This is a genomic window from Pseudomonas sp. NMI760_13, from assembly GCF_021283245.1.
Lineage (GTDB): Bacteria > Pseudomonadota > Gammaproteobacteria > Pseudomonadales > Pseudomonadaceae > Aquipseudomonas > Aquipseudomonas peradeniyensis.
Map to the genome: position 1 here is coordinate 385132 of NZ_JAJSRC010000001.1, position 20489 is coordinate 405620.

At 54.4% G+C, this 20489-nt stretch carries 22 protein-coding genes and 2 pseudogenes; 15 read left to right on the forward strand and 9 right to left on the reverse strand.

Annotation, left to right across the window (positions count from 1 at the left end):
- Positions 1-42 precede the first annotated feature (42 nt).
- Positions 43-282, forward strand: a complete 240-nt coding sequence (locus LU671_RS01695) for a type II toxin-antitoxin system RelB/DinJ family antitoxin (protein ID WP_232854757.1) — start codon at positions 43-45, stop codon at positions 280-282.
- Positions 272-562, forward strand: a pseudogene (locus tag LU671_RS01700) (type II toxin-antitoxin system RelE family toxin). Before LU671_RS01695 ends, LU671_RS01700 begins: the two are co-directional and overlap by 11 nt.
- A gap of 2 nt (positions 563-564) precedes the next feature.
- On the opposite strand, the gene LU671_RS01705 reads toward LU671_RS01700, so the two are convergent.
- Entirely contained in the window at positions 565-1338 is a 774-nt protein-coding gene (locus LU671_RS01705; RefSeq protein WP_232854758.1) for a carbon-nitrogen hydrolase family protein, read from the reverse strand.
- Between the two features lie 199 nt (positions 1339-1537).
- On the opposite strand from LU671_RS01705, the gene LU671_RS01710 reads away from it, so the two are divergent.
- From LU671_RS01710 to LU671_RS01730, 5 genes are all read left to right on the forward strand, one after another.
- Entirely contained in the window at positions 1538-2578 is a 1041-nt protein-coding gene (locus LU671_RS01710; RefSeq protein ID WP_232854759.1) for a DMT family transporter, read from the forward strand.
- A 42-nt stretch (positions 2579-2620) separates the two neighbouring features.
- Positions 2621-3088, forward strand: a complete 468-nt coding sequence (locus LU671_RS01715) for a hypothetical protein (RefSeq protein ID WP_186714185.1) — start codon at positions 2621-2623, stop codon at positions 3086-3088.
- A 283-nt stretch (positions 3089-3371) separates the two neighbouring features.
- On the forward strand, positions 3372-4151 hold the full coding sequence (locus LU671_RS01720) for a MarR family transcriptional regulator (protein ID WP_232854760.1): 780 nt from the start codon (positions 3372-3374) through the stop codon (positions 4149-4151).
- The gene (locus LU671_RS01725) at positions 4152-4853 is read left to right on the forward strand and encodes a hypothetical protein (RefSeq protein ID WP_186714187.1); all 702 of its coding nucleotides are present in this window, start codon (positions 4152-4154) and stop codon (positions 4851-4853) included. It abuts the gene before it with no gap.
- Between the two features lie 258 nt (positions 4854-5111).
- Entirely contained in the window at positions 5112-5708 is a 597-nt protein-coding gene (locus tag LU671_RS01730) for a transglycosylase SLT domain-containing protein (protein ID WP_203648025.1), read from the forward strand.
- A gap of 128 nt (positions 5709-5836) precedes the next feature.
- Here the strand turns inward: LU671_RS01730 and LU671_RS01735 are convergent, their stop codons facing one another.
- From LU671_RS01735 to LU671_RS01750, 4 genes are all read right to left on the reverse strand, one after another.
- The gene (locus LU671_RS01735; RefSeq protein ID WP_232854761.1) at positions 5837-6850 is read right to left on the reverse strand and encodes an alpha/beta hydrolase; all 1014 of its coding nucleotides are present in this window, start codon (positions 6848-6850) and stop codon (positions 5837-5839) included.
- Between the two features lie 32 nt (positions 6851-6882).
- Positions 6883-7302 carry an organic hydroperoxide resistance protein gene (locus LU671_RS01740; protein WP_186714190.1) on the reverse strand — a complete coding sequence of 140 codons (420 nt, stop codon included), beginning with the start codon at positions 7300-7302 and terminating at the stop codon, positions 6883-6885.
- Positions 7303-7462: 160 nt separating this feature from the next.
- The gene (locus LU671_RS01745) at positions 7463-7846 is read right to left on the reverse strand and encodes a helix-turn-helix domain-containing protein (protein ID WP_232854762.1); all 384 of its coding nucleotides are present in this window, start codon (positions 7844-7846) and stop codon (positions 7463-7465) included.
- Between the two features lie 163 nt (positions 7847-8009).
- Positions 8010-8696 carry a hydrolase gene (locus LU671_RS01750; RefSeq protein WP_096049340.1) on the reverse strand — a complete coding sequence of 229 codons (687 nt, stop codon included), beginning with the start codon at positions 8694-8696 and terminating at the stop codon, positions 8010-8012.
- Between the two features lie 259 nt (positions 8697-8955).
- Between LU671_RS01750 and LU671_RS01755 the strand changes: the two genes are divergently transcribed.
- Positions 8956-9417, forward strand: a complete 462-nt coding sequence (locus LU671_RS01755; RefSeq protein ID WP_062575164.1) for a RidA family protein — start codon at positions 8956-8958, stop codon at positions 9415-9417.
- Positions 9418-9436: 19 nt separating this feature from the next.
- Here the strand turns inward: LU671_RS01755 and LU671_RS01760 are convergent, their stop codons facing one another.
- The 3 genes from LU671_RS01760 to LU671_RS01770 all read right to left on the reverse strand — a co-directional run bounded on the left by LU671_RS01760 (position 9437) and on the right by LU671_RS01770 (position 10926).
- The gene (locus LU671_RS01760) at positions 9437-10405 is read right to left on the reverse strand and encodes a LysR family transcriptional regulator (RefSeq protein WP_232854763.1); all 969 of its coding nucleotides are present in this window, start codon (positions 10403-10405) and stop codon (positions 9437-9439) included.
- Positions 10406-10565: 160 nt separating this feature from the next.
- Positions 10566-10796 carry a hypothetical protein gene (locus tag LU671_RS01765; RefSeq protein ID WP_186594201.1) on the reverse strand — a complete coding sequence of 77 codons (231 nt, stop codon included), beginning with the start codon at positions 10794-10796 and terminating at the stop codon, positions 10566-10568.
- A complete protein-coding gene (locus tag LU671_RS01770) occupies positions 10789-10926 on the reverse strand; it encodes a hypothetical protein (RefSeq protein WP_155721688.1) in 138 nt (45 codons plus the stop codon). The genes LU671_RS01765 and LU671_RS01770 overlap by 8 nt, the downstream gene beginning before the upstream one ends.
- A 733-nt stretch (positions 10927-11659) precedes the next feature.
- Here LU671_RS01770 and LU671_RS01775 point away from each other — a divergent pair.
- From LU671_RS01775 to LU671_RS01805, 7 genes and pseudogenes are all read left to right on the forward strand, one after another.
- On the forward strand, positions 11660-13354 hold the full coding sequence (locus tag LU671_RS01775) for a DUF262 domain-containing protein (protein WP_232854764.1): 1695 nt from the start codon (positions 11660-11662) through the stop codon (positions 13352-13354).
- Between the two features lie 218 nt (positions 13355-13572).
- The gene (locus tag LU671_RS01780) at positions 13573-13854 is read left to right on the forward strand and encodes a hypothetical protein (RefSeq protein WP_232854765.1); all 282 of its coding nucleotides are present in this window, start codon (positions 13573-13575) and stop codon (positions 13852-13854) included.
- A 96-nt stretch (positions 13855-13950) separates the two neighbouring features.
- On the forward strand, positions 13951-14853 hold the full coding sequence (locus tag LU671_RS01785; RefSeq protein ID WP_232854766.1) for an AbiJ-NTD4 domain-containing protein: 903 nt from the start codon (positions 13951-13953) through the stop codon (positions 14851-14853).
- Positions 14854-15114: 261 nt separating this feature from the next.
- Positions 15115-16302 carry a hypothetical protein gene (locus LU671_RS01790; protein ID WP_232854767.1) on the forward strand — a complete coding sequence of 396 codons (1188 nt, stop codon included), beginning with the start codon at positions 15115-15117 and terminating at the stop codon, positions 16300-16302.
- Positions 16290-17705 carry a RuBisCO large subunit C-terminal-like domain-containing protein gene (locus LU671_RS01795; protein WP_232854768.1) on the forward strand — a complete coding sequence of 472 codons (1416 nt, stop codon included), beginning with the start codon at positions 16290-16292 and terminating at the stop codon, positions 17703-17705. The genes LU671_RS01790 and LU671_RS01795 overlap by 13 nt, the downstream gene beginning before the upstream one ends.
- Positions 17706-17717: 12 nt before the next feature.
- Positions 17718-18176, forward strand: a complete 459-nt coding sequence (locus LU671_RS01800) for a hypothetical protein (protein WP_232854769.1) — start codon at positions 17718-17720, stop codon at positions 18174-18176.
- 762 nt (positions 18177-18938) lie between these two features.
- A pseudogene (locus tag LU671_RS01805) lies at positions 18939-19181 on the forward strand (recombinase family protein); the annotation flags it as partial.
- Here the strand turns inward: LU671_RS01805 and LU671_RS01810 are convergent.
- Entirely contained in the window at positions 19156-19974 is an 819-nt protein-coding gene (locus LU671_RS01810) for a hypothetical protein (protein ID WP_232854770.1), read from the reverse strand. The pseudogene LU671_RS01805 and the gene LU671_RS01810 overlap by 26 nt on opposite strands.
- Positions 19975-20489: the final 515 nt, after the last annotated feature.

The window sequence follows — 20489 nt, forward strand, 5'->3', positions numbered from 1 at the left end:
CACATTGTACAGACCACTGTCATTACAAATGAGACTGCAAGCATGGCGTCCATCAATGTGCGTATCGACGACGAACTCAAGGTGCGCGCCTACCGTGAGCTGGAAAAACTGGGTGTAACCCCTTCCGAGCTGATGCGCCAGGCACTGCAATACGTCGCTGAGCGCGGACAACTGCCGTTCAAACCCGTGTTGCAGACCGAAGAGGACGAAGCACTGCTCGCCACGGTACGCGAACGCCTGGCCGCGCCGCAGAGGGTAAGGGTAACGCTGGATGACCTATAACCTCGATTTCGATGCGCGCGCACTCAAGGAATGGCAGAAGCTCGGCGACACCATTCGCCAACAGCTCAAGAAGAAGCTGGCAACCGTGCTGCTCAACCCGAGGGTCGAAGCCAACCGTCTGCATGGCTTCCCGGACTGCTACAAGATCTAGCTGCGCAGCAGTGGATATCGATTGATCTATCAGGTCATCGACCAGGAAGTCGTGGTATTCGTGATCGCCGTGGATAAACGTGAGCGTGATCAGGTTTACCGCAAAGCAGCCGAGCGATTAGCCAAGTGATTTCAGGCTGACCCCGCGACATCGAGAGACACGAATACCTCGCGTCCTTGCCATTTGCCCGACTGCCCAGAAACAACCAACAACCGATTTCCGTCCCCTGAAGCAGCCACGACACACCGCCCCTGCTCGTCCCAGAACGCGCTGCGCCCAGCCGCCGCCCAGCCTCCCGTGGTGCCGCCATGGTTGGCCATGAGCACGGCCATAGCATGCCGCTGTGCATAACCCTGCAGCAACGCGCTATCCGCCGGATACCCACCCTCCCCGATCAGCACACCCGTCGCGTACACCTGCGCACCGCGCTGCGCTGCCTGGGCGGCATGCTCCGGATGGCTGAAATCGGCGCATACCGACAAGGCCACGGACAGCCCGGAAACGGACAACAACTCACCGCCGCTCCCCGCACTGAAGAACACGTCCTCGCCAGTATGCAGGTGCTGCTTGGTATAGACCGCAATCGAGCCATCCGGGTGGAGGATGCAGGCCGCAATCCGCGGCTTGTCCTGGCCCGGCACCTTGAGCGGCATCCCGACCACGGTGGTCATGCCCGCTTCCTGGGCGAACCGGCGCAGGGGGGCCAGCAGCGGCGTGTCCAGGCCCTGCGCCAGGCCACTGGCCACGGCGGGGGCATAGCCCGTGAGCGACAGTTCGGGGAAGAGCAACAGGTCCACGCCATGCTCATGGGCCTGGCGCATGAACGCCAGGTGCAAGGCCAGGTTGGCGGGGATGTCGCCATCACCAATGGCGCATTGGGCGGCGGCGAAAACGGCGGATGGCATGGGCGTCTCCTGACAAGGTAAGTGGACTCTGCTCGGCTACCACCCAGAAGACAACTGTTACATCAACGATAGGATCAGCGTGGGAGCGGGCTTGCCCCGCGATGGCTCTCCCACTAGCCCCACAGCTTGGCTCCAGCCCTTGTGCAGAAAGGCTATGATGCTCTCCTGCACGCAATCAGCCTGACAGGGCGGCCCCATCATGAATCTGAGTGTTCTCTACGCGTTGGTTGCAGCGGCATTGTTTGGCGCAAGCACGCCGCTCGCCAAACTGTTGGGTGTCGATACCCCGCCCATCCTGCTGGCCGGGCTGCTCTACCTGGGCAGCGGCATCGGCCTGACTCTCGTCCGCCTTGTGCGCGATCGCGGCTGGCAGCGGCCCGGGCTGCCTGCCGGAGAATGGCCCTGGTTGCTGGGTGCCATCCTCTTCGGTGGCGTGCTTGCACCTGTGGCGCTGATGTTCGGGCTCACTCGCACAGCGGGGGCCACTGCATCGTTGATGCTCAACCTCGAATCCGTCCTCACGGCAGTGCTGGCGTGGGTGGTATTCAAGGAAAACGCCGACCGCCGGATCGTGATCGGCATGGTCGCCATCGTCCTGGGCGGTATCGTGCTGTCATGGCCGCAGGAGACCGCGACCGCCCATGACTGGATCGGCCCGCTGGCGGTGGCGTTCGCCTGCCTTTGCTGGGCGATCGACAACAACCTGACCCGCAAGGTCTCCGCCTCGGATGCGTTGTTCATCGCCGGCAGCAAAGGCATGACGGCGGGCGTGGTCAATGGCGGCCTGGCCTTGGCCATCGGCTCGCAACTGCCGGCCCTGGGCACGCTGGGGTCGATCATGCTGGTTGGGTTTCTCGGCTACGGCGTCAGCCTGGTGCTGTTCGTCCTGGCGCTTCGCGGGCTGGGGAGTGCGCGCACCGGGGCTTACTTTTCCACGGCGCCGTTCCTGGGTGCGGCTGTCGCGATCCTGATGCTGGGTGAGACGGTGTCCGTGATGTTCCTGCTCGCCGCGGCGCTGATGGCCTTGGGGGTGTGGATTCACCTGATGGAGAATCATGTTCACGAGCATCAGCATGAGGCCCTCGATCACAGCCACCGGCATACGCACGATGAGCACCATCAACATGAGCATGACTTTGAGTGGGATGGCACCGAGCCGCACAGCCACCCGCATGTGCATGCGCCGCTTCGACATAGCCATGCGCATTTTCCGGATGTTCATCATCGGCATAGGCACTGAGCCAGTCTGCAAGCTGCTGATGCCAACTAGCACAACGGCGCGGTGCAGACCTATGCCTTCAGCGCCAGCGCGCCCGAGCTGTTCAAACAGGCTCGGCCTTACCTGCGCTCCCCTGTGAAACGCAAAGTCGCAATTTCTACCGAACCACCTCTCGGCCATGGTGTTTTCCTGGCCGGTGAAACGGCCCTGGCCAGCCAAACGCTCCTGGCCGCACCCACGCAGCCCATCTACGGCATGACCAAGCGACGTTTTGATGCGCTGCTTGCCGATGGCTCGTTGCGCCTCAGCCAATCGGTGGACGACACCCGGGCGTGGGTGGAAATCTGGGCCTACGACACCCTCGATACATCCGGCAACCGTGCCGATGCAGCTTCCCTGTTCCTGAGCCTGGACAATGCCCAAGATGAGCGCGTCCAGATGGCGCTCGATGAACTGAGGGAGCGGGTGGAATGGTTGGGGTCTGGCGTAGTGAGCGTAGGGAAAAACGCCCAAGTAACCGCTGCGTTCTAAATTCACTGGACCGCCTACTCCCTTAGGAACCGGCCAGCAGTAGCATCAGCACCCGATTGCCGAGCCTCAAGACAACCTGAAAGGTCCTTCAGGTGTATAGGAAAGGGATGAATCGGCCTCTAACCCAAAGTGGCAGATGATGGGCGTGGAACGTCGCCCCCACCCTCTCTATCACTTTCGAATCCAGCCTATGGGCAGTTACAAAACTCTTGACATAATCAGCAAGTCAGAGGCTAAAGTGTCCACGAATCATGGAATGTGGACGACCAGGACTTTTACTCGAATGAAGAGTCAAGATATTTTGCTCCTGTTCAAGATGGCGAGCCTCTATGCCCAGGAGGAGAACTTGCTGATAGACAACGAGCAGCTCGACCGCGCGGTTGAGAGCGCCATGCAGGCGCCTGACTGGGAATACAACCGAACGGGAAGGTTTTTGAGGCCAAGCGGCTCTGAATATCCCGACACTGATTCGGCGCCAGCTCTTTCCTATTCAAATGTCGCCAAGGAAGCGCGTTTGATCCTCATGGGGGGCGAAAGCTGGGAGGGCTGGACCGATCCCGTTGAACCTGTTGACGCAGCGCGCTCGTCCTGGAGTGATCGCTACTCAGTCAGGGCGCTTTCGGCATCGCTGGGCCTGAGCAAGAGCGAAGTGTCAAATGCCATGGGCAGGTGCCGCGAATCAGGCCTGCTGATCAACGACCATGCTACCGGGCTGCCGAAGGTCAATCGCCGTGAGCTTCTCAAGCTTGCCGAGCACGCGCTCAAGTACTTCTTTCCCGTACGACCAGGCGCTTTGGTTCGCGGGATACCGACCTGTTTCGCCGCTCCCGCATTGAACCGCAGCATCCGCAGTGCTGGAGAGACCCTCTACGTCTGGCCCGACCCACTGGGGGTCGAGCGCGGCCAGCTGATAGAACCTCTCTACAAGACGGTCCCCCATGCGGTGAAGCAGGACCGTACGCTGTACCACTATCTGGCCCTGGTTGACGCAATACGTATAGGCGGCCCTCGCGAAACAAGTGTCGCGGTAGGCATTCTCAAAGCTGGATTGGGGGTGAAGTAAATGCCCTTCAGCGCTGACCACAACTACGAGCTCCTTGAGTTGGTCGCTCACGGGCTTGGTGAAGACTTGCTGGATGAAGTCGCATTCGTGGGCGGCTGCACAACGGCCATGTTGGTTACCGATCCGGTAATCATCGATGACATACGTTACACAGAGGACGTCGACCTGGTTATCGAGTTGGCCGGTATCGTTCAATGGACCCGCCTCACGGAACGGCTCGCCGCAAAAAACATAAAAATAACCGGCGAGGATGACGTCAATTGCCGGTTTCGTTTCAACGACGTGATCGTAGATATCATGCCCACAGCCGCAGAAGTCCTGGGCTACACCAACAGATGGTTTGTCGAAGGTTTGGCTCATTCCGCTACACAACCACTTCCAAGTGGCTTGGAGATAAAAATATTCAGGGCCCCGTACTTCCTGGCTACCAAACTGGAAGCGTTCAAAGGCCGAGGGGGAAACGACCCTTATCACAAGGATGTAGAAGACATCCTGATCGTGATCGATGGGCGCCCCGAACTGATGCAGGAACTCAAGGCGGCCGAAGACGAGCTCAGGCAGTACGTTGCCGCCGGGATCACCGAACTGTTGAGACTCGACGGGATTGACTATGCGGTTCAGAGCAGCAACTCCGTAAGGTCCACCCCAGGCCGGGAAAGCCTGATCTTTCAACGCTTGCATGAACTGGCCGCCTTGAAATGAGGTGCACGACGAGGTCGCTCAAGGGAGCGTCGCCTGACAGGCACATGCCGCTATCTGTCGGGGGTGATATCGAACGGCTACCTGAGCGTCGCGTATGAATAGTATTGCTGTAGGCTTGTCACGGCAGGGGCTGGGATCGAATGGCTTACGCCACCACACTGCAATCGTGTGATCGCCCGCTGATTCATCTACGTCTCAAAAGAATGTATAAAGCGTCAGCGCCCTGCGACCCGACGTCCGCACAAGGAACCCCTCTCCATGCTTCGGCTCACCATGCCGGCCCTTCTCCTGGCTGTAGCCGGCTGCGCCACCAAGCCCCCGGCCAACCCCGACAACCTCTGCGAGATCTTCCGCGAGAAGCCGAAATGGCACGAGGCGGCGCTGAAGATGCAGGCGCGCTGGGGTGCGCCGGTGCAGGTGCCGATGGCGATGATGTACCAGGAGTCCTCGTTCAAGCACGACGCCCTGCCGCCGCGCTACTACTTCCTCGGCTTCATCCCCTGGGGCCGGGTCAGCAGCGCCTACGGCTACGCCCAGGCCAAGGACGAGACCTGGGCCGACTACAAGCGCGATGCCGGCGGCTGGGGCGCCGCCCGCGACGACTTCGCCGACGCGATCGACTTCATGGGCTGGTACATGCAGAAGAGCCAGCAGGTCAACGGCGTGTCCAAGTGGGACGCCTATGGCCAGTACCTGAATTACCACGAAGGCTGGGGCGGCTACCGCAACCGCAGCTATGACGCCAAGCCGTGGTTGAAGAACGTCTCGCAGAAGGTCCAGACCCGCGCTTCGGTGTTCGGGGCGCAGTATCGGAGTTGCGAGCAGGAGCTCGCGCGGGGTGGGTGGTTCTGGTAGACCCGCCTGGCGATACGTTGCCGATCGCTACCGTCAAACCAGAAACGAAAAAGCCCGCTGTCTGGCGGGTTTTTCGTTTCCAGCGGTGATCGCCTGTTCCTGGCATCCACTTGCGGGCTTGGGTGGGCTCACTTCAAATGCACTTTCAGCGCCTCGCCAGCCTGCAGCATTGCAGAACGTACCGCCGGCACCTGGCTGACCACGTTCAGCAAGCCATAGTCATGGATCATCCCGTTGTAACGCACCGCCGTGACCGGCACACCGGCTTGGTCCAGCTTGCGAGCATAGGCTTCCCCCTCATCACGCAGCACATCGGCACTCGCGGTCTGCACCAGCGCTGGCGGCAGGCCTTTCAACTGCTCGGTGGTCGCGCGCAGCGGCGAGGCGTAGATCTCGGCACATTGCTTGGGGTCGGTGGTGTAGTTGTCCCAGAACCACTTCATCATGTTGCGGGTGAGGAAGTGCCCCTCGGCGTACTGGTTGTACGACGCGGTCTCGAAGTTGGCGTCGGTCACCGGCCACAGCAGCACCTGGTACTTGATGGCCGGAGTGCCTTTGTCCTTGGCCATCAGGCTGACCACCGCGGCCATGTTGCCGCCGACGCTGTTGCCCGCGACCGCCAGGCGCTTGCCGTCGACATTGATGTCCTTGCCGTGCTCGGCCACCCATCGGGTTGCCGCGTAGGCCTGGTTGATCGCCGTCGGGTAGTGCGCTTCAGGGGACGGGGTGTAGTTGACGAACACCGCCACCGCTCCGGACCCGACGACCAGGTCGCGCACCAGGCGCTCATGGGTCGGGAAGTCGCCGAGCACCCAGCCGCCGCCGTGGAAGTACATGAACACCGGCAAGGTCCCCTTCACACCCGCCGGGCGCACGATGGTCAAGCGAATGGCCTGGCCATCGACGGTGATGGTCTTCTCGCTGACATCCGCCTTGGGCAGTGTCAGTTTCACCCCGGCCTGGGCGCCGCTCAGCACCGCGCGGGCATCCTTCGGCGAAAGCTGCTCAATGGGTTTGCCACCGCCCGCGTTCAAGGCATCGAGGAATGCCTGGGTGTTGTGCTCGACGCCAGCGTCAGCGAATGCGTTACCGATCGACAAGGCAAGGAGCGAGCCCGCGAGTGCTTTGGTCAAAACGTTCATTTCAAATCCCCTGATTCTGCTGAGGCGGTAGGTCAGACGGTGACGTGCAGACGGACATCGACGTTGCCACGGGTGGCATTGGAGTACGGGCACACCTGGTGGGCCGCCTCCACCAACGCTTGTGCATCAGCGTGCTCCAGGCCTGGCAGGTTGATGTGCAGGTCGATATCCAGGCCAAAGCCGCCTGGGATCTGGCCAATGCCGACCTGCGCAGTGATCGAGGCGTCGGCTGGAATGCTGCGTTTGCGCTGGCCGGCGACGAACTTCAGCGCGCCGATGAAGCAGGCCGAGTAACCCGCGGCGAACAGTTGCTCAGGGTTGGTGGCATCACCACCGGCACCGCCCAGTTCCTTCGGCGTGGCGAGTTTCACATCGAGGTGCTTGTCGCTGGAGATGGCTCGGCCATCGCGACCACCGGTTGCGGTGGCGACTGCGGTGTAGAGAACGTTCATGGCTTTCCTCACTTTTAATGTCTTTGGGGAATGCTGTTGGCGATTTCACTGTTTGTACGCCAAAAATTCGCAATTAGTTGTTGCGCAATAATTTAGTGCGCACTGTTTTTAGAAATAATCTGCCGCTGTAACAAATTGGTTTGCAAGGGGGGGTTACACCTCAGGCAATGGCTTGTTGCTGCCAAGCCTTTGGTGTCATGCCTTCAGCCTTCACAAAGGTGCGGCAGAAGTGAGATTGATCGCAGAAGCCGCATTCCAGTGCGATCTCCGCGAGCAACATCGTGGAAGTCTTCAATAGCTCCCTGCTCTTCATCACCCGCTGCTCACGCAACCACTGTTGCGGGGACATCCGGGTACTTTCCTTGAACATGCGTGAGAAGTGACTACGCGACAATGCGCACGCTTCGGCGATTTCAGTCACTGATAGGCAGGTATCCAGCCTGTCCAGCATCAGCTGTTTGGCCGTTCTCAACTGCCAGGATTTGAGCTGCCCTGTCGAAGCCAGAGTGAGCGTCGCCAGCACGGTAGAGTTGTCCTTGTTCATACACACCCATTAATCCAGGTAGCAGGATGCGAGCGCCTGACGCGAACAGCGCTGGGCGCTGGAGACCCCAGAGGTTCCAGGCCAGGCTCGTTGATTCGGATCAGCCCACTGCGCACCCTTCGCACGTCAGTGAACAGCCCCCAGGGCAGGGGCTGGCGATGGCTCAGACAGCGGCAGCGACAGGCGCCAAGGTGGGGCCATGCTGAACGCGCTCAGGCGCCTTGTGCACCATGGTGTAGGCGTAGTCGACGCCCATGCCATAGGCACCGGAATGCTCCTTCACCAGCTCCATCACGGCGTCGTAGGTGTCGCGGTTCTTCCAGTCCCGCTGCCATTCCAGCAGCACCTGCTGCCAGGTCACCGGCACCACGCCGGCCTGGATCATGCGCTGCATGGCGTAATCGTGGGCTTCCTTGGTGGTGCCGCCGGAGGCGTCGGCGACCATGTAGATTTCATAGCCGGCATCGTTCATAGCCGACAGGGCGAAGGTGGCGTTGCAGACCTCGGTCCACAAGCCGGAGACGATGATCTTGTTGCGGCCATTGCGCTTGAGGGCGTCGCGCACCTTCTGGTCATCCCAGGAGTTCATCGAGGTGCGCTCCAGCAGCGGCGCGTCGGGGAACACCGCGAGCAGCTCGGGGTAGGTGTGACCCGAGAAGCTTTGTGTCTCGACCGTGGTGAAGGTGGTGGGGATATTGAAAATCTTCGCGGCCTTGGCCAGGCCAACGGTGTTGTTCTTCAGTGTTTGCCGGTCGATGCTCTGAACACCGAAGGCCATCTGCGGCTGCTGGTCGATGAAGATCAGCTGGCTGTTGAACGGGGTCAGGACTTCAGTCTTAGGATTGCTCATTGTTGTTTCCTTTCAATTTGATGAAGTTCGATCGCACCCGTTTCGGGGCCCGCACGTTGCGGGCATCACCGTAGCCACGAGTGCTCGCCTCAGCGTCGTTGCTTGAGGACGAGCAGAAGATAACGAAACAAAGCGCTTCTCGGTGGCGCACTTTTGCGCCTCTACCGGCTCATTTTTGCGCCATTGAATACGCAGCCGCGCTGCTAGCATTCGCCGTTCCATTCGGATCAAGCCGGTCCGTCATGTGCAGGAGAATGCAATGGCAGCTTCACAACCGTTCAATAAACAGACCGCCTACTGGGGCGTTTCCTGGGAGGAGGCGTATGGCTATCCGCAGGCACGGCGGGTCGGCAACGAGATCTACGTCTCAGGCCAGTTCAACCATGACGAGGCCGGTAATCTGCTGGCCCCCGCGCCGCTGAACGCCGACGGCAAGCCCAGCGATTTCTCATCGATGGGCGAGCAGATGCAGGTCGCCTACGACAACATCTCAAAGCTCCTCGCCTTGTATGGCGCGACGCTGCAAGACGTTGTCGAGGAAACGCTTTATGTACTGGACATGGATGCCGCGTTCGCGGTGGTCGGCAAAGTGCGCAAGGCGGCCTATGGCACTGAGCGGCCTCAGTGCGCGAGCAATATCATTGGGGTGTCGCGGCTTGCCCAGCGCCCGCAGCTGATCGAGATCGCCTGCAAGGCCGTGATTGGCGCCCGGGAAATCTAAGCTGCACTCCCGGTTGCGATCAGCTGACCGGGAGTACCGACTGCCCCTCGACCAAGGGCTTTTGACTGGCCACGGCAGCGGCGCAGAAGGTCATGAATGCTTTGACGCGCCACGACTTGCGAATGTCCTGGTGCGTCAGCAGCCACAATTCGTCCTGAAGCTCTGGCACCACCGGGCCTGCGCGTACCAACCCCGGGGTGATGTCGCCCAGCATGCAGGGCAGGAATCCATACCCCAGGCCCGCCGCGATGGCGACGCTTGCGGCTGCAACAGAATCGGTGCGGTAGGCAATGCGCTCAGCGGCGACCCGGCTTTCGACATAGCTTGTCGCCCTCAAACCACAGAGCGCCGCCGAGTAGGACACCCATGCCTGCCCCTCTTCGAACAGGGGCTCGGCGGTCACCTGCTTGGCGCTGCAGTAAGGAGCCCAGGCAATGTTCGCCAGTTTACGGCCCACCAGGCTCTCCGCAGGTTTTCTCGTCGCCCGAATGGCGATATCCGATTCATCCCGGGCGAGGCTGAGGGTCTCATTGCCCACCAGCACCTCGAGGCTGATCCCCTCGTTCAGGGCCTTGAAGTCCGCGATGATGGGGGTGAAGAAGTACAGCAGCAGCGAGTCGCTGGTAGTGATGCGAAGTTTCCCCAGGTGGCCTTGGCCTGAACGTGAAACACGTCGCGTGACACTGACGATATCCAGCTCCACGCGCTCGGCGAGTGCTCGCAATTCGGCACCCTCGGCGGTGAGCAGATAGCCTGATTTGCGGTGGTCGAACAGCGCGATGCCGAGCGTACGCTCGACCTGGGCAACCCGGCGCGAAACGGTGGAGACATTGATGCCAAGCTTCTTGGCCGTCGCCGCACGATTGCCGCAATCACTGAGCGTCTTGATGATGCGCAAGTCGTCCCACGAGAGCTGATTGACAGCCTCGGCGACGTCCCACTTCGGCCCATCAGCGGCAGTTGGCGCTTTTCCAGTTGGCGATTTCACACAGTTCGTTCCGGATGCGAAGGCGCTGATGATACGAGAAGGGGGTGGGTGAAGCAGCCACAATGTTCTGGCGATGGTTGAGAACGGGGCGGTGCAAGTGACGGCCGATCAGGGCATGCCACGCAGTAGGGCCGCAAGGCGGCCCCGATGATGCGTGGCATCAGTCTCTAGAAACACACTCTTCTTTCATCGCCTCCAGCTTGCCGAACTGCTCGCTGGCCAACCGGCTGATGATCCGGATCGCCTGGTGGATGCCCGCCGTGTTGCGGAAGCTCAGTTGCGGGTTGTGCTCGCACTCCAGCACCTCGTCGTGCTGCACCAGCGCCTCGCCGAGCAGTTCGAGGGTCCAGACGTAGCTCTGGAGAGTGGACAGGCGTTCATGGTCAGGCATGGGGCACCTCCCGGTTGGCGCGGGTGGCGAGGGAGTGGCTGTCGATCGGGTAGAAGGTTGGGGATGGGGTGGCCGCAGGGGTTGGGCGGCGGAGAGCGGATGCGAGGATCCTCAGTATCTTGGTGGTCATGCATGAGTTCCTTTCGTTGTGGAACTGCCACCGCTCGCGGCCAAGCAAGTTTAGGTGGCAGCAGTACGCGGGTTGGCCGACCGGGACGAAAGGGGCCCGACACACCCGAAGGTGTCCCGCGCACCACCGCCATGACGCGACATCGCGGGCACAAAAAAGCGCCTGCGATGAAGACTGGGCGCTGTTGCGCCTTTCGATTCCGACCGGCCAAGGTCGCGTCGCCGATGCTTCGGCGACGGAGGGAATTTATTCCTTGAGGGCTGCTAATGCAAGCTTAGGACGGCTGGGAAAAGGCGATTGGTGCTGCGGGAAACTGCCTACATCACAAGGGCGCTCAGATAGCCCCCTCAGTAGGCCGGTTCGGCGCAGCTGAACGAGGCTTGATCGAGGTCTACGAAAAACAGTGCGGAGACAGACGGACGGTTGTTAGGCGTGAGGGCCCGGCTTTCGTAGGGCTGGAATTTGGTGGATTTTTTGATGTACCTCATAGGTATCTACAAAAAAATCAGCTAGTTATGGCTTTCTGCGGAATCGCATCGGGAAATACTAGGCTATTTTGATTGGTGCCCTGCGAGATTAGGAATCTGCATACCTCCTGGCCAGTGTGCTCTATCCATAAAGCCATGGGGACGCTGACTGGGCCGAGTAAAAAAATTTGGCGCCCGAGCATGCAAAAAATCACGACTCAAGCGATTATGAGGCAAAACGCCACCACCCGTTAAGGAAATAGCTCGTGGAAGCCTCTTCAACCATTCGCCACATGCTGGCCAACAACCGCATCGTCGTGCCAGCTTATCAACGCGCTTATGCTTGGGATACGCCAGCTGAAAATTCGATCCGCGCCAGTCAGACGCAGGTATTTCTATCCGACCTGGAAGCCTATCGGAATAGCAAATCCCGCAGCCCTTATTACTTTGGCCATTTCCTATTTGAGCAGACGCAGGGAGAGTATCGGGTAATTGACGGCCAGCAGCGCCTGACCACAATCACGCTCTTTCTAGCTGCGTTGTTCGCATGCTTACAAGTCAAGCGTGCCCTCACCGAAGATGAGCAGGACTGCTACAAAGACATGATCAAGCGGGAGAGCCAGATCCGCTTCAAGACGGTCGACTACGACAACCGGACCTTCGTCGATTATGTGATAAACCAGTCCAGAACCGTCGCCCCTGCTTCACTGACCACATCTGCTCAGCGACTCATCAATGCGTTCGACTTCTTCAAAAAGAAGCTGGGTGCTCAGCCCGAAGCCTACCTTACTGACATGTTGCAGATTGTATCTCAGGCATCATGCAGTACGCACCCAGTGCGGGATGAAGCTGAAGCCATCCAGATGTTCATCTTCCAGAACAACCGCGGCAAGCGCCCATCAAACCTTGAGGTGGTAAAGGCGCAGTTCATGTATGCCATTCACCTTCATGGCGAAGACCAGCAAACGAAGGACAGTTTGATCGAAGAGATCCAGAATCGCTTCGAAACCATCTACAAATCGATCTCGGCAATTGAATATCGCATCAATGAAGACGATGTGCTGCAGTACACATTGCGCGTTCACTTCAATACCCTGTGGGAAAGCGGTGCGCTGGACCGAATTGAGAAAATGCTCTCAACAGAGTCGCCTCTTGAGTTTGTGAAAGACTTCACTAGTGCACTAGCCATCAGTTTCGAGCATTTATCGGTATTTTTCGGCGATGACGAGCGAAACAGTTTTCCGATCCACTCACTGGTGAGTTTGGGCGGAATCGCAGTTGTACTGCCATTTATTATCAAGGCCTACCGCTTTGGTCTTCCCCTATCGGACAAAAACAAGCTTTGTGTTGCCTTTGAAAGCTTGATAATCCGACATCGCCTGATTGGCACCCGTGCGGATATCACGTCCCGCATCAATGATGCTTACGAGGCGTTTACCAGCGAAGCGCCGGCGATAGAGCCCATCCTTGAGAACATCGAGTATCTCAAAACTGTAGACAGCGGATGGTGGGCATATTGGAACAATGAAAAGCTGGCAGAGGCTCTAGAATGGGAGATTAGACCCCCCACCGCTAGACACCTGCTATGGAAATATGAAGTACACCTAGAAGGGCAAGGCCAGCGCGGTTACGAACCGCGTCGTAATAACGACATCAAACGTCCAGAACTGGAGCACATCGCACCCTCCACCGAGCCCACAGCTAGCCCTCATGGTTATGGCACATACGATGAAACCTTCAAGAGTGAATATCTGAACTGCCTCGGCAATTACTTACTAGTATCCAAATCCCACAACTGTGCAGTGGGTAACATTCCATTTGCCGAAAAATTGGAGACCTACCAGCACAATTTCCAACAACGTGAAATAGCAAAATTTGTCGGCGCAGGAAGCGTTTGGAACCAAGATGCAATTCAGGTTCGCCACGATAAAATCGTCGCAGCACTGATGGCTGAACTCTAAGTAAATTACAATTTGGTCTTGACCTAATATACTAGGACATGAGGACATGTAGCCGACCAAGCGAAACATACGACCCGCGGGGATTATCGAATCGAATAGCGACAGGTACGGACACGGCAGAAAGGCCGTGGAAACATTTAAGTCCAGCGTTAAACCGCTGGGCCCAAGTCCGTAAGAAAGCGAAAATCTATGTATCCATACAACGTCAGGAGGTCAGTGTGAGTTTGAAAGCAGGGAAGATGGAATTGACTCTTACATACGGTCGGCAAGGCGAGCTGGGTCGAACAACAGAGCCGCAGGAATACTCAGTGCTGATTCAGCGCATGGATAGCTGCTACTCGCTGATTGTCACTCCCTTAGAAATTGGGGTTGCTCTACTTAAGACTCCTGATCTTTCACGCGCTCGGATCAAACAGAGCGATGGCACGGTAATCGAAGGGACCGTGCGCTCGGTTAAACACAACTATTTCGAGTTGGTTGAGGACCAGCGGTCAAAGTAGAAGCGCTCAGCGGCACCCTAACCCCTGGCCCTTGAAATCCGGGGTCGGGGGCGTAGAGGGAAGCCAAATTCGCGCCCCAGTACAGGAGAGACTAAGATGACAGATTATTTCAGTGATCGCGAGAACGGACCTGCTCCACGTGTTAATCAGGTAATTTCGCCAGTTGCTTGGGCCGCTATTGTGGCTTTGGTACGGGCGTACATAGCTAACGGTGGTTTTGGCTTCCGATTTCCGGTGAACTGTCCTGAGGGTGCCGCCCCTTACGGGACTGATGAACATGCTCTGGGTGCCACTGTTAGAGCGCTAATGCCAGGCTTGGAATGGCCGCTTCAAACCAATCAGATAGATCCTGAACTTACCTTCGAGCCTCCCATAGCAATAGCTCCAGAAACTTTGCTGGCTCTGGACTTCATAGAGTATGTACATTCTGTAGTGGCGAAACCTTTTATAGTGAAACGCCACGAGTATTACCACCATAATCACTTGGGTTTTAATCAGGCTGAAGGCCAATTCGACTTTATGGCCGACGTTAACAGTATTTTCGCACGATGCGGGGTTGCCTACGAGTTGCAATCCAATGGCCGTATCGTACGTTTGTTACCTCCGATCCTGCGTGAGACGCTTAGTCGAGCCTTCTTTCGGACAGGTGATAAGATATTAGACAATGCCATGGAAGAGGCTCGGGTGAAATTTTCCTCACCAAACCCTATCGTTCGTCGGGAAGCACTTGAGCGCTTATGGGATGCATTCGAACGATTGAAGTCGCTTGCGGATGCAGATAAGAAAACATCGATCGCGATAATTTTAGACACTGTGGCAAGCGAAAAAACCTTCCGTGGAATACTTGAATCCGAAGCAAAACAACTAACCGAAATTGGCAACAGTTTCCTCATTCGTCACTACGAGAAACGCCAGGTGCCGGTGATCGATACAGACCATGTGGATTATCTTTTCCACCGACTTTTTTCCTTTATTAATCTCCTACTCGGCAGGCAGTAATCGCTGCGCGGAGAGATACCAAGGCTTGGATACTGCCAAACAACTCCGAAAAAATCGGAATAGGCCAATTAATTTCTCAACATTTCCAATGGGAAATCTTAATAGAAAATAAAATAGTCAAATAAAAACAAAGCCTTCTATTAGCTTCCGAATGTGAAACGGCTCATAGACCTTGATGGAACTTGAAAAATTTTCCGTTATAAAATCCCAAGCAAAATAAAAACCTATTGAAACCACCCTAACAAAGAAAGGCTTCCAAGGATGAAAATCATATGCAGCCAGCGTGTTTTTCGATTCGCCAACCGAGCCGAGATTCATATACCATTTGGCCTGGCACACTTTTACAAAACCGCACTATTGATGCCTGAAACATTGTTAACACTGGACTCAAATAGAGTTATCTGCATAGAAGCAAATAACACAAAGATCCAAGTATATCCTCATTATTGCAAAGCGATAAACATCCCAGGCCTCCCCCATCTCACATTTTCTATTGTCGTCTCTGAAAAGGACAAAAAAGCATGCACTACCCTTATATCGCAAACGCATTACCTTTCAGCGCCAAATAAAGGGATATATTTCGCAATTAAGAACCGCGACGAAATTATTGCCTGCTGCATAATTGACACCCTACAATTCGGCAATCCTAAAGGGAGGTACCACATAGACCCTTCGTTATATGAAAGTCTAGGGATGAATGAAAAAAATTGGGGTATACCCTCCCCCGAAATTAGAATTTTCTTACAGGAGCGACTTAAGTTAATATGGATAAGCCGTATCGCACGGACGCATAAATACCGCGGCTACCAACTCGGAACTCATGTAGTACAAGAAACATTGAAAGCTCTACCAGCCATATTACCCTTTGCAGCGAAGCACATAGAAGTTATAAGAAGATGTGAAATCAAGGACGCATCATCAACTGACTTCTTGGAGCACGCAGGCTTTGCAAAAGTAAAGCTTAAGAATCAACGCGTGCCTTTTTACTCTTCCAATGGAGACCTATTCCCAAAGCCTAAACTCTATGTGAAGCTTTATTACTGGAGAAAAATCGAACAAAATCCATGCTTCGAGAACGCAAGATTATTCGTTCCTCTATCCCAAGATCCTTTTACATGGTTTGCAGAAAATAAAAAAACCTGGGAGTTGCGTCGCATGCGAGGCCAATACACGGAGCGACAGATTTATCAAGGGAGAGCGATAGAACTACGATTAGGATACAATACAAATTGCAAACTCTGGGGCATAATAAATAAGGTTATTACAGGAACCTCGATTGAGTCAATACTTACAAAAATCGGCAGCTTTGAAAGTGTAATACCTACAGCTTCATCTTTTAAGGACGCTGCAGACAAGGCCCATAATATATTAAAATCACCCAGCGACTCCTACATCGCCTTTGAAGTCACAGCTATATTCAATCCGGACAACATAGCATGCCTCGTATAAAAATCAATGGCATTATCGAGCTTACCGACAATGCCAGCAGCACTATTGATAGTATTTTTTTATCACTTCGACAAAATATTCTTGCTGGCAGCTTTGAGAGCTACTCAAAGAATATCATTGACAGCTTGGAAGCCGAAATCAAGAGTTCTTTAGATCCTAGGCGTCTTGAAAACAAGTTCACACACATCAGGGACAAAGAGTACTTCTTTGAATTTAACATCCCCTCTCGCTACTTTCCCATAAATTTCGGCGGAGATGTACATTTAATTGACTCCATTATCGGTGATATGTTCAGCCTATCAAACTCATCAATCAAAAGAATCCACATAAATGATATTCAATGGGAAGAGCTTGAGCACAACCTGATTCTAAAACACACCCAACCGCGATCAATTCGCTATAAATTCAAGCTAGATGATTTCACACCATTATTAGGTTTCTCAGTAAAGCCTAGGCTTGGACTGTCCAACGATGACTTTAAAAGCCAGTGTTTAGAGGCCGCAAAACTCGGCTTCAATATCATCGAGCCCGACACAAGAAAAATTCTTTTGAGCGAGCATGAACTTGACTGGCATATCGAACTAGCTAATCAGGTTGCAGAACAGAGCAAGCCGAGAGGTAACACCTCTTCATACTCCGTAAATCTCAGCAATTATTCAGGAAACATACACAAGGCGATAGAGACACTATCTAAACGCATACCAAATCAACCAATAACTGTCAAAATCGATGCTGGAATTGATGCGATTTCCAAGATAAAAAAAGCAAAAGAAGCAAATCCAGAAGTTATAATCACATCTTATCCACTTATGAAAAAGTCATTATCCCAACGCATACCAGATTTATTTTTTGATAAGTTCCTATCTCATTGCGGCGTTGACATAATGTATCCTGGGGGTTTCGTCGCACTCCCTGGGAATAAAAGACATTACAACGCGACTGAAGATACAACATTGCTAGCAGAGTCAATAAACCGATATACCAGCCACATTTACAAATCGCACTTCATACCGACTATATCTGGAGGTATCTCCACAGGACTACTGCACCTCTACTATGAACTTTACGGGCCGAAAGTTAGCCTTTTTCTTGGTGGCGCTATTGCAACCAATAAAAATGGAATGGCATCAGGCGCCGAGCTCTGCATGAAGGTTTTAGATCATGCTGTTGCAGGTCGAAAAAAGCTTTCAAAGCTGAACCTTAAAAAACACAACAATAATAAAATTGCAGAGAATACTATTTCAGACCTCCCTCTACTTGATGCCAAAATAATTAAGCGCATAAATGACGAAACCAACTCAGAATACGTAATCCCCAGTGAATTTATCACCAACAACAAACTAACGAATTTCACACAAGGGAATTGGAACTACTGGACAGCGGATGACTCCGAGTTCAAGTAGAGGAAGCAGTTAATGGATAACGCATTTTTTTCATATCTTACCTTTATTGCAACTCAATTCTGCGAATTAGCCGACCCTCTGCGAATTTGGTGTTTCTACGAAAAATTCGGCCTTCGCACAATCATGATGCTTGTTAGCAGCGGAATAGTCGCCTTTGCACTACCAAACATATTAGATCAATCTGAGTGCAAAGCCGACAAAGATGCTTACATAAAGTCTTTATTCGCAAAAAAACACAAACGAATGAGAGTCAACAGCGCCCTGATGCTTATCGCAGCGCTAATCACAATCTTAACTTATGTGGCCATCTGGAACTCACTTTTAGGTCAAGAAATTTGCACGCCGCTTATAGTCAGGCCGGATGGACCAGAGCGATTCTCTTATTCACTTGCTTTAGCTAATATTTCATCTCTTGCTATTGCTATAGTTGCGCTGAATCAAAAAATATTCTGCATGAAACACAAACAATGAGAAATCATGAAATTTAAAACACTACAACAATGCTAATTCCATAAAAACTACTTGTCGCCGCCAAGCTTCACTAGCACGACGCTACAGAAGCACCATTGAACACTTGGACTATTATATATAGAGACTCAATCATCAAGATTTTTATCGATATGGAGCGGCCAACAACTGTTATAATTTTTTGAAGGGCAGACAATTCAGGGCTGTTACGTGCGCGCCCTTCAGCACTGCAGCCAAGAGCTGTTCTATATCGAAGGGCTTCTTCATGCCAGCCCTCCGATGAAGGTATCAACCACGTCGATCCGACGTGGCCCAAGCTCGTAATTAATACGCCTGCGAGCCTCGCGATCAAGGCGCCGACCTAATTGGCATATTGATCGCGGAGTTGTTTTTTTGCTTATAGCGCTCGCATGCGTAAGCCGCTCGTAACTCATCGAAGCCTTTGGGGTTATGTGTATGCAGGACATACCGTACAGAGCAGGATGATTTTCTGCAGATCCTTCTGGCAGCTTTCGTTGGCGCAGTCAGATTGCGGCTACCCGCAGACGACGTCTGCTGCTCAGTTCAAGCACCTTATGAATGCACCCTTCCAGCAAGTTCCATGGACATCGAGGCTCTGGCCCGGCCGCCCTTGGTGCCGTCCTGGAGTTGATCCCGCCAGGGTCGCCGGCCTCACGGTTTAACAGGAAAAATGGGGACAGGAAAAATGGGGACGGATTTATTTTTCAGCAGAAGCTTCAAATAAATCCGTCCCCTTTTTGCCCGATGGTAGAAATGATGGCGGCTATCGCCTGGAAGGACTACGAACAGCGCCGCGGGTACCAGGCCCAGGGTATCCAAATGGCCAAGGCAGCAGGTAAGCACCAAGGCCGGCCGGTGGACGAGGAGTTGCACAAACGGGTCAAGGCACTGCTTCGCGCCGGCCTAGGTACACGAGCAACGGCCCGACACGCCAACTTCTCGACTACGACTATATTGAGAATTAAGGAACAGGCGATGGCTGAGTAATAGCTCCCAGCGCAAACTCGGCGTGCTTCAGCGCTGCTTCTCCAAACTCCCGGCCGCTCAAGAAAACGTCGATAGTACTGAACAGTTGCTGATCAAAGTGGGCGTTCAGCCATCGGATATATGAGTGCTTCAGGTTGCGGAACTCCTCAGCGAGGTCTGCTCCGAAAAGCACTAAGACAATCTGCAGAACACCCTGGTCCTCGTACCAGACGAGCTTTTCAGGATCTACACGTCCTTGCCGAAATAGATACACAATCCTGCTCATCAAGCTAGCCATTGACGCGAACTGAGACCACACCACCTCTCCTAGGAAGGGCCTGTGATTCTCTACCTCACCAAAAAATTTTGTGGCGAGCCCAAATTCAATGGCGCGGATATCATCTCCTAGTGGTCCCTCATATGCTCCAATTAGCTCTGACCTAGTCAGCACTTCAGAGGTAATGATTGGTGCAGGGGTAAGCCGTCTCATCTCAATGACAGCCAGCCACAGGCATTCAACAGCAGAAATCTTTTTGTGGATCACAGCGCGCTGAACGTCAGAGAAGGACGCAGATGCAATTTTCAGCTTTTCTGCCTGTCGATCAATCTCGGATTTGAGTACCGCAAGGTTCTCATCACCTTGCTTCTTCAGGTCGGCTTTCAGTTGCTCCAGGCGGTCGTCATACTCGTGTTTGATCCCAGCTCGCAGACGCTCGCCAATCCAAGACTTCAGCAGCCAGGCCACGGCCCCAACAATTGTTGCAGATGAGACGGAACTGACAAGAAGGTCCACCAGCCTATCAGGGATTTGCATGAAGACTCCTGCGTCAGCCGACTGGCAATGTCCTTACCACCCGGTCTGCACCCTCAACGCAAATTCAGGGTGGGGAGACTATGCTGGAAGCACTGAAAATAGAGGTGTCACGGTCAGAAATCGAACCTTCTACTTTCATCTCAGGAGGGAGAGAGAGCGGTTCAGGTGTAAGAAAAACCTTTCAGATGCTCTCATCCTGCTGTCAAGACCAACAGAAAGTGAAGCTGGAAATAGACTAACCTATTGATTTTCTTGGTGCGGAGACAGGAGTCGAATCAATACTCAACAGTTTGAATTTAATGGATATTATTCTTCAGATGATAGCTCTCTATCTCTAAAATTATCCTCAGCCTATCTGTGGGTTGAGGACCACCGTGAAAAATCCCTGACAGGATGATGGAAGGCGCTGAGGCGGGCTCATGGCTTACACCTATATGTACGCGCCCACTCCAACTTCCCCTTGTACCCCGAAAACCTGCGATCGCCGGACTGGCGAAAAGCCAGCAATCATCTAG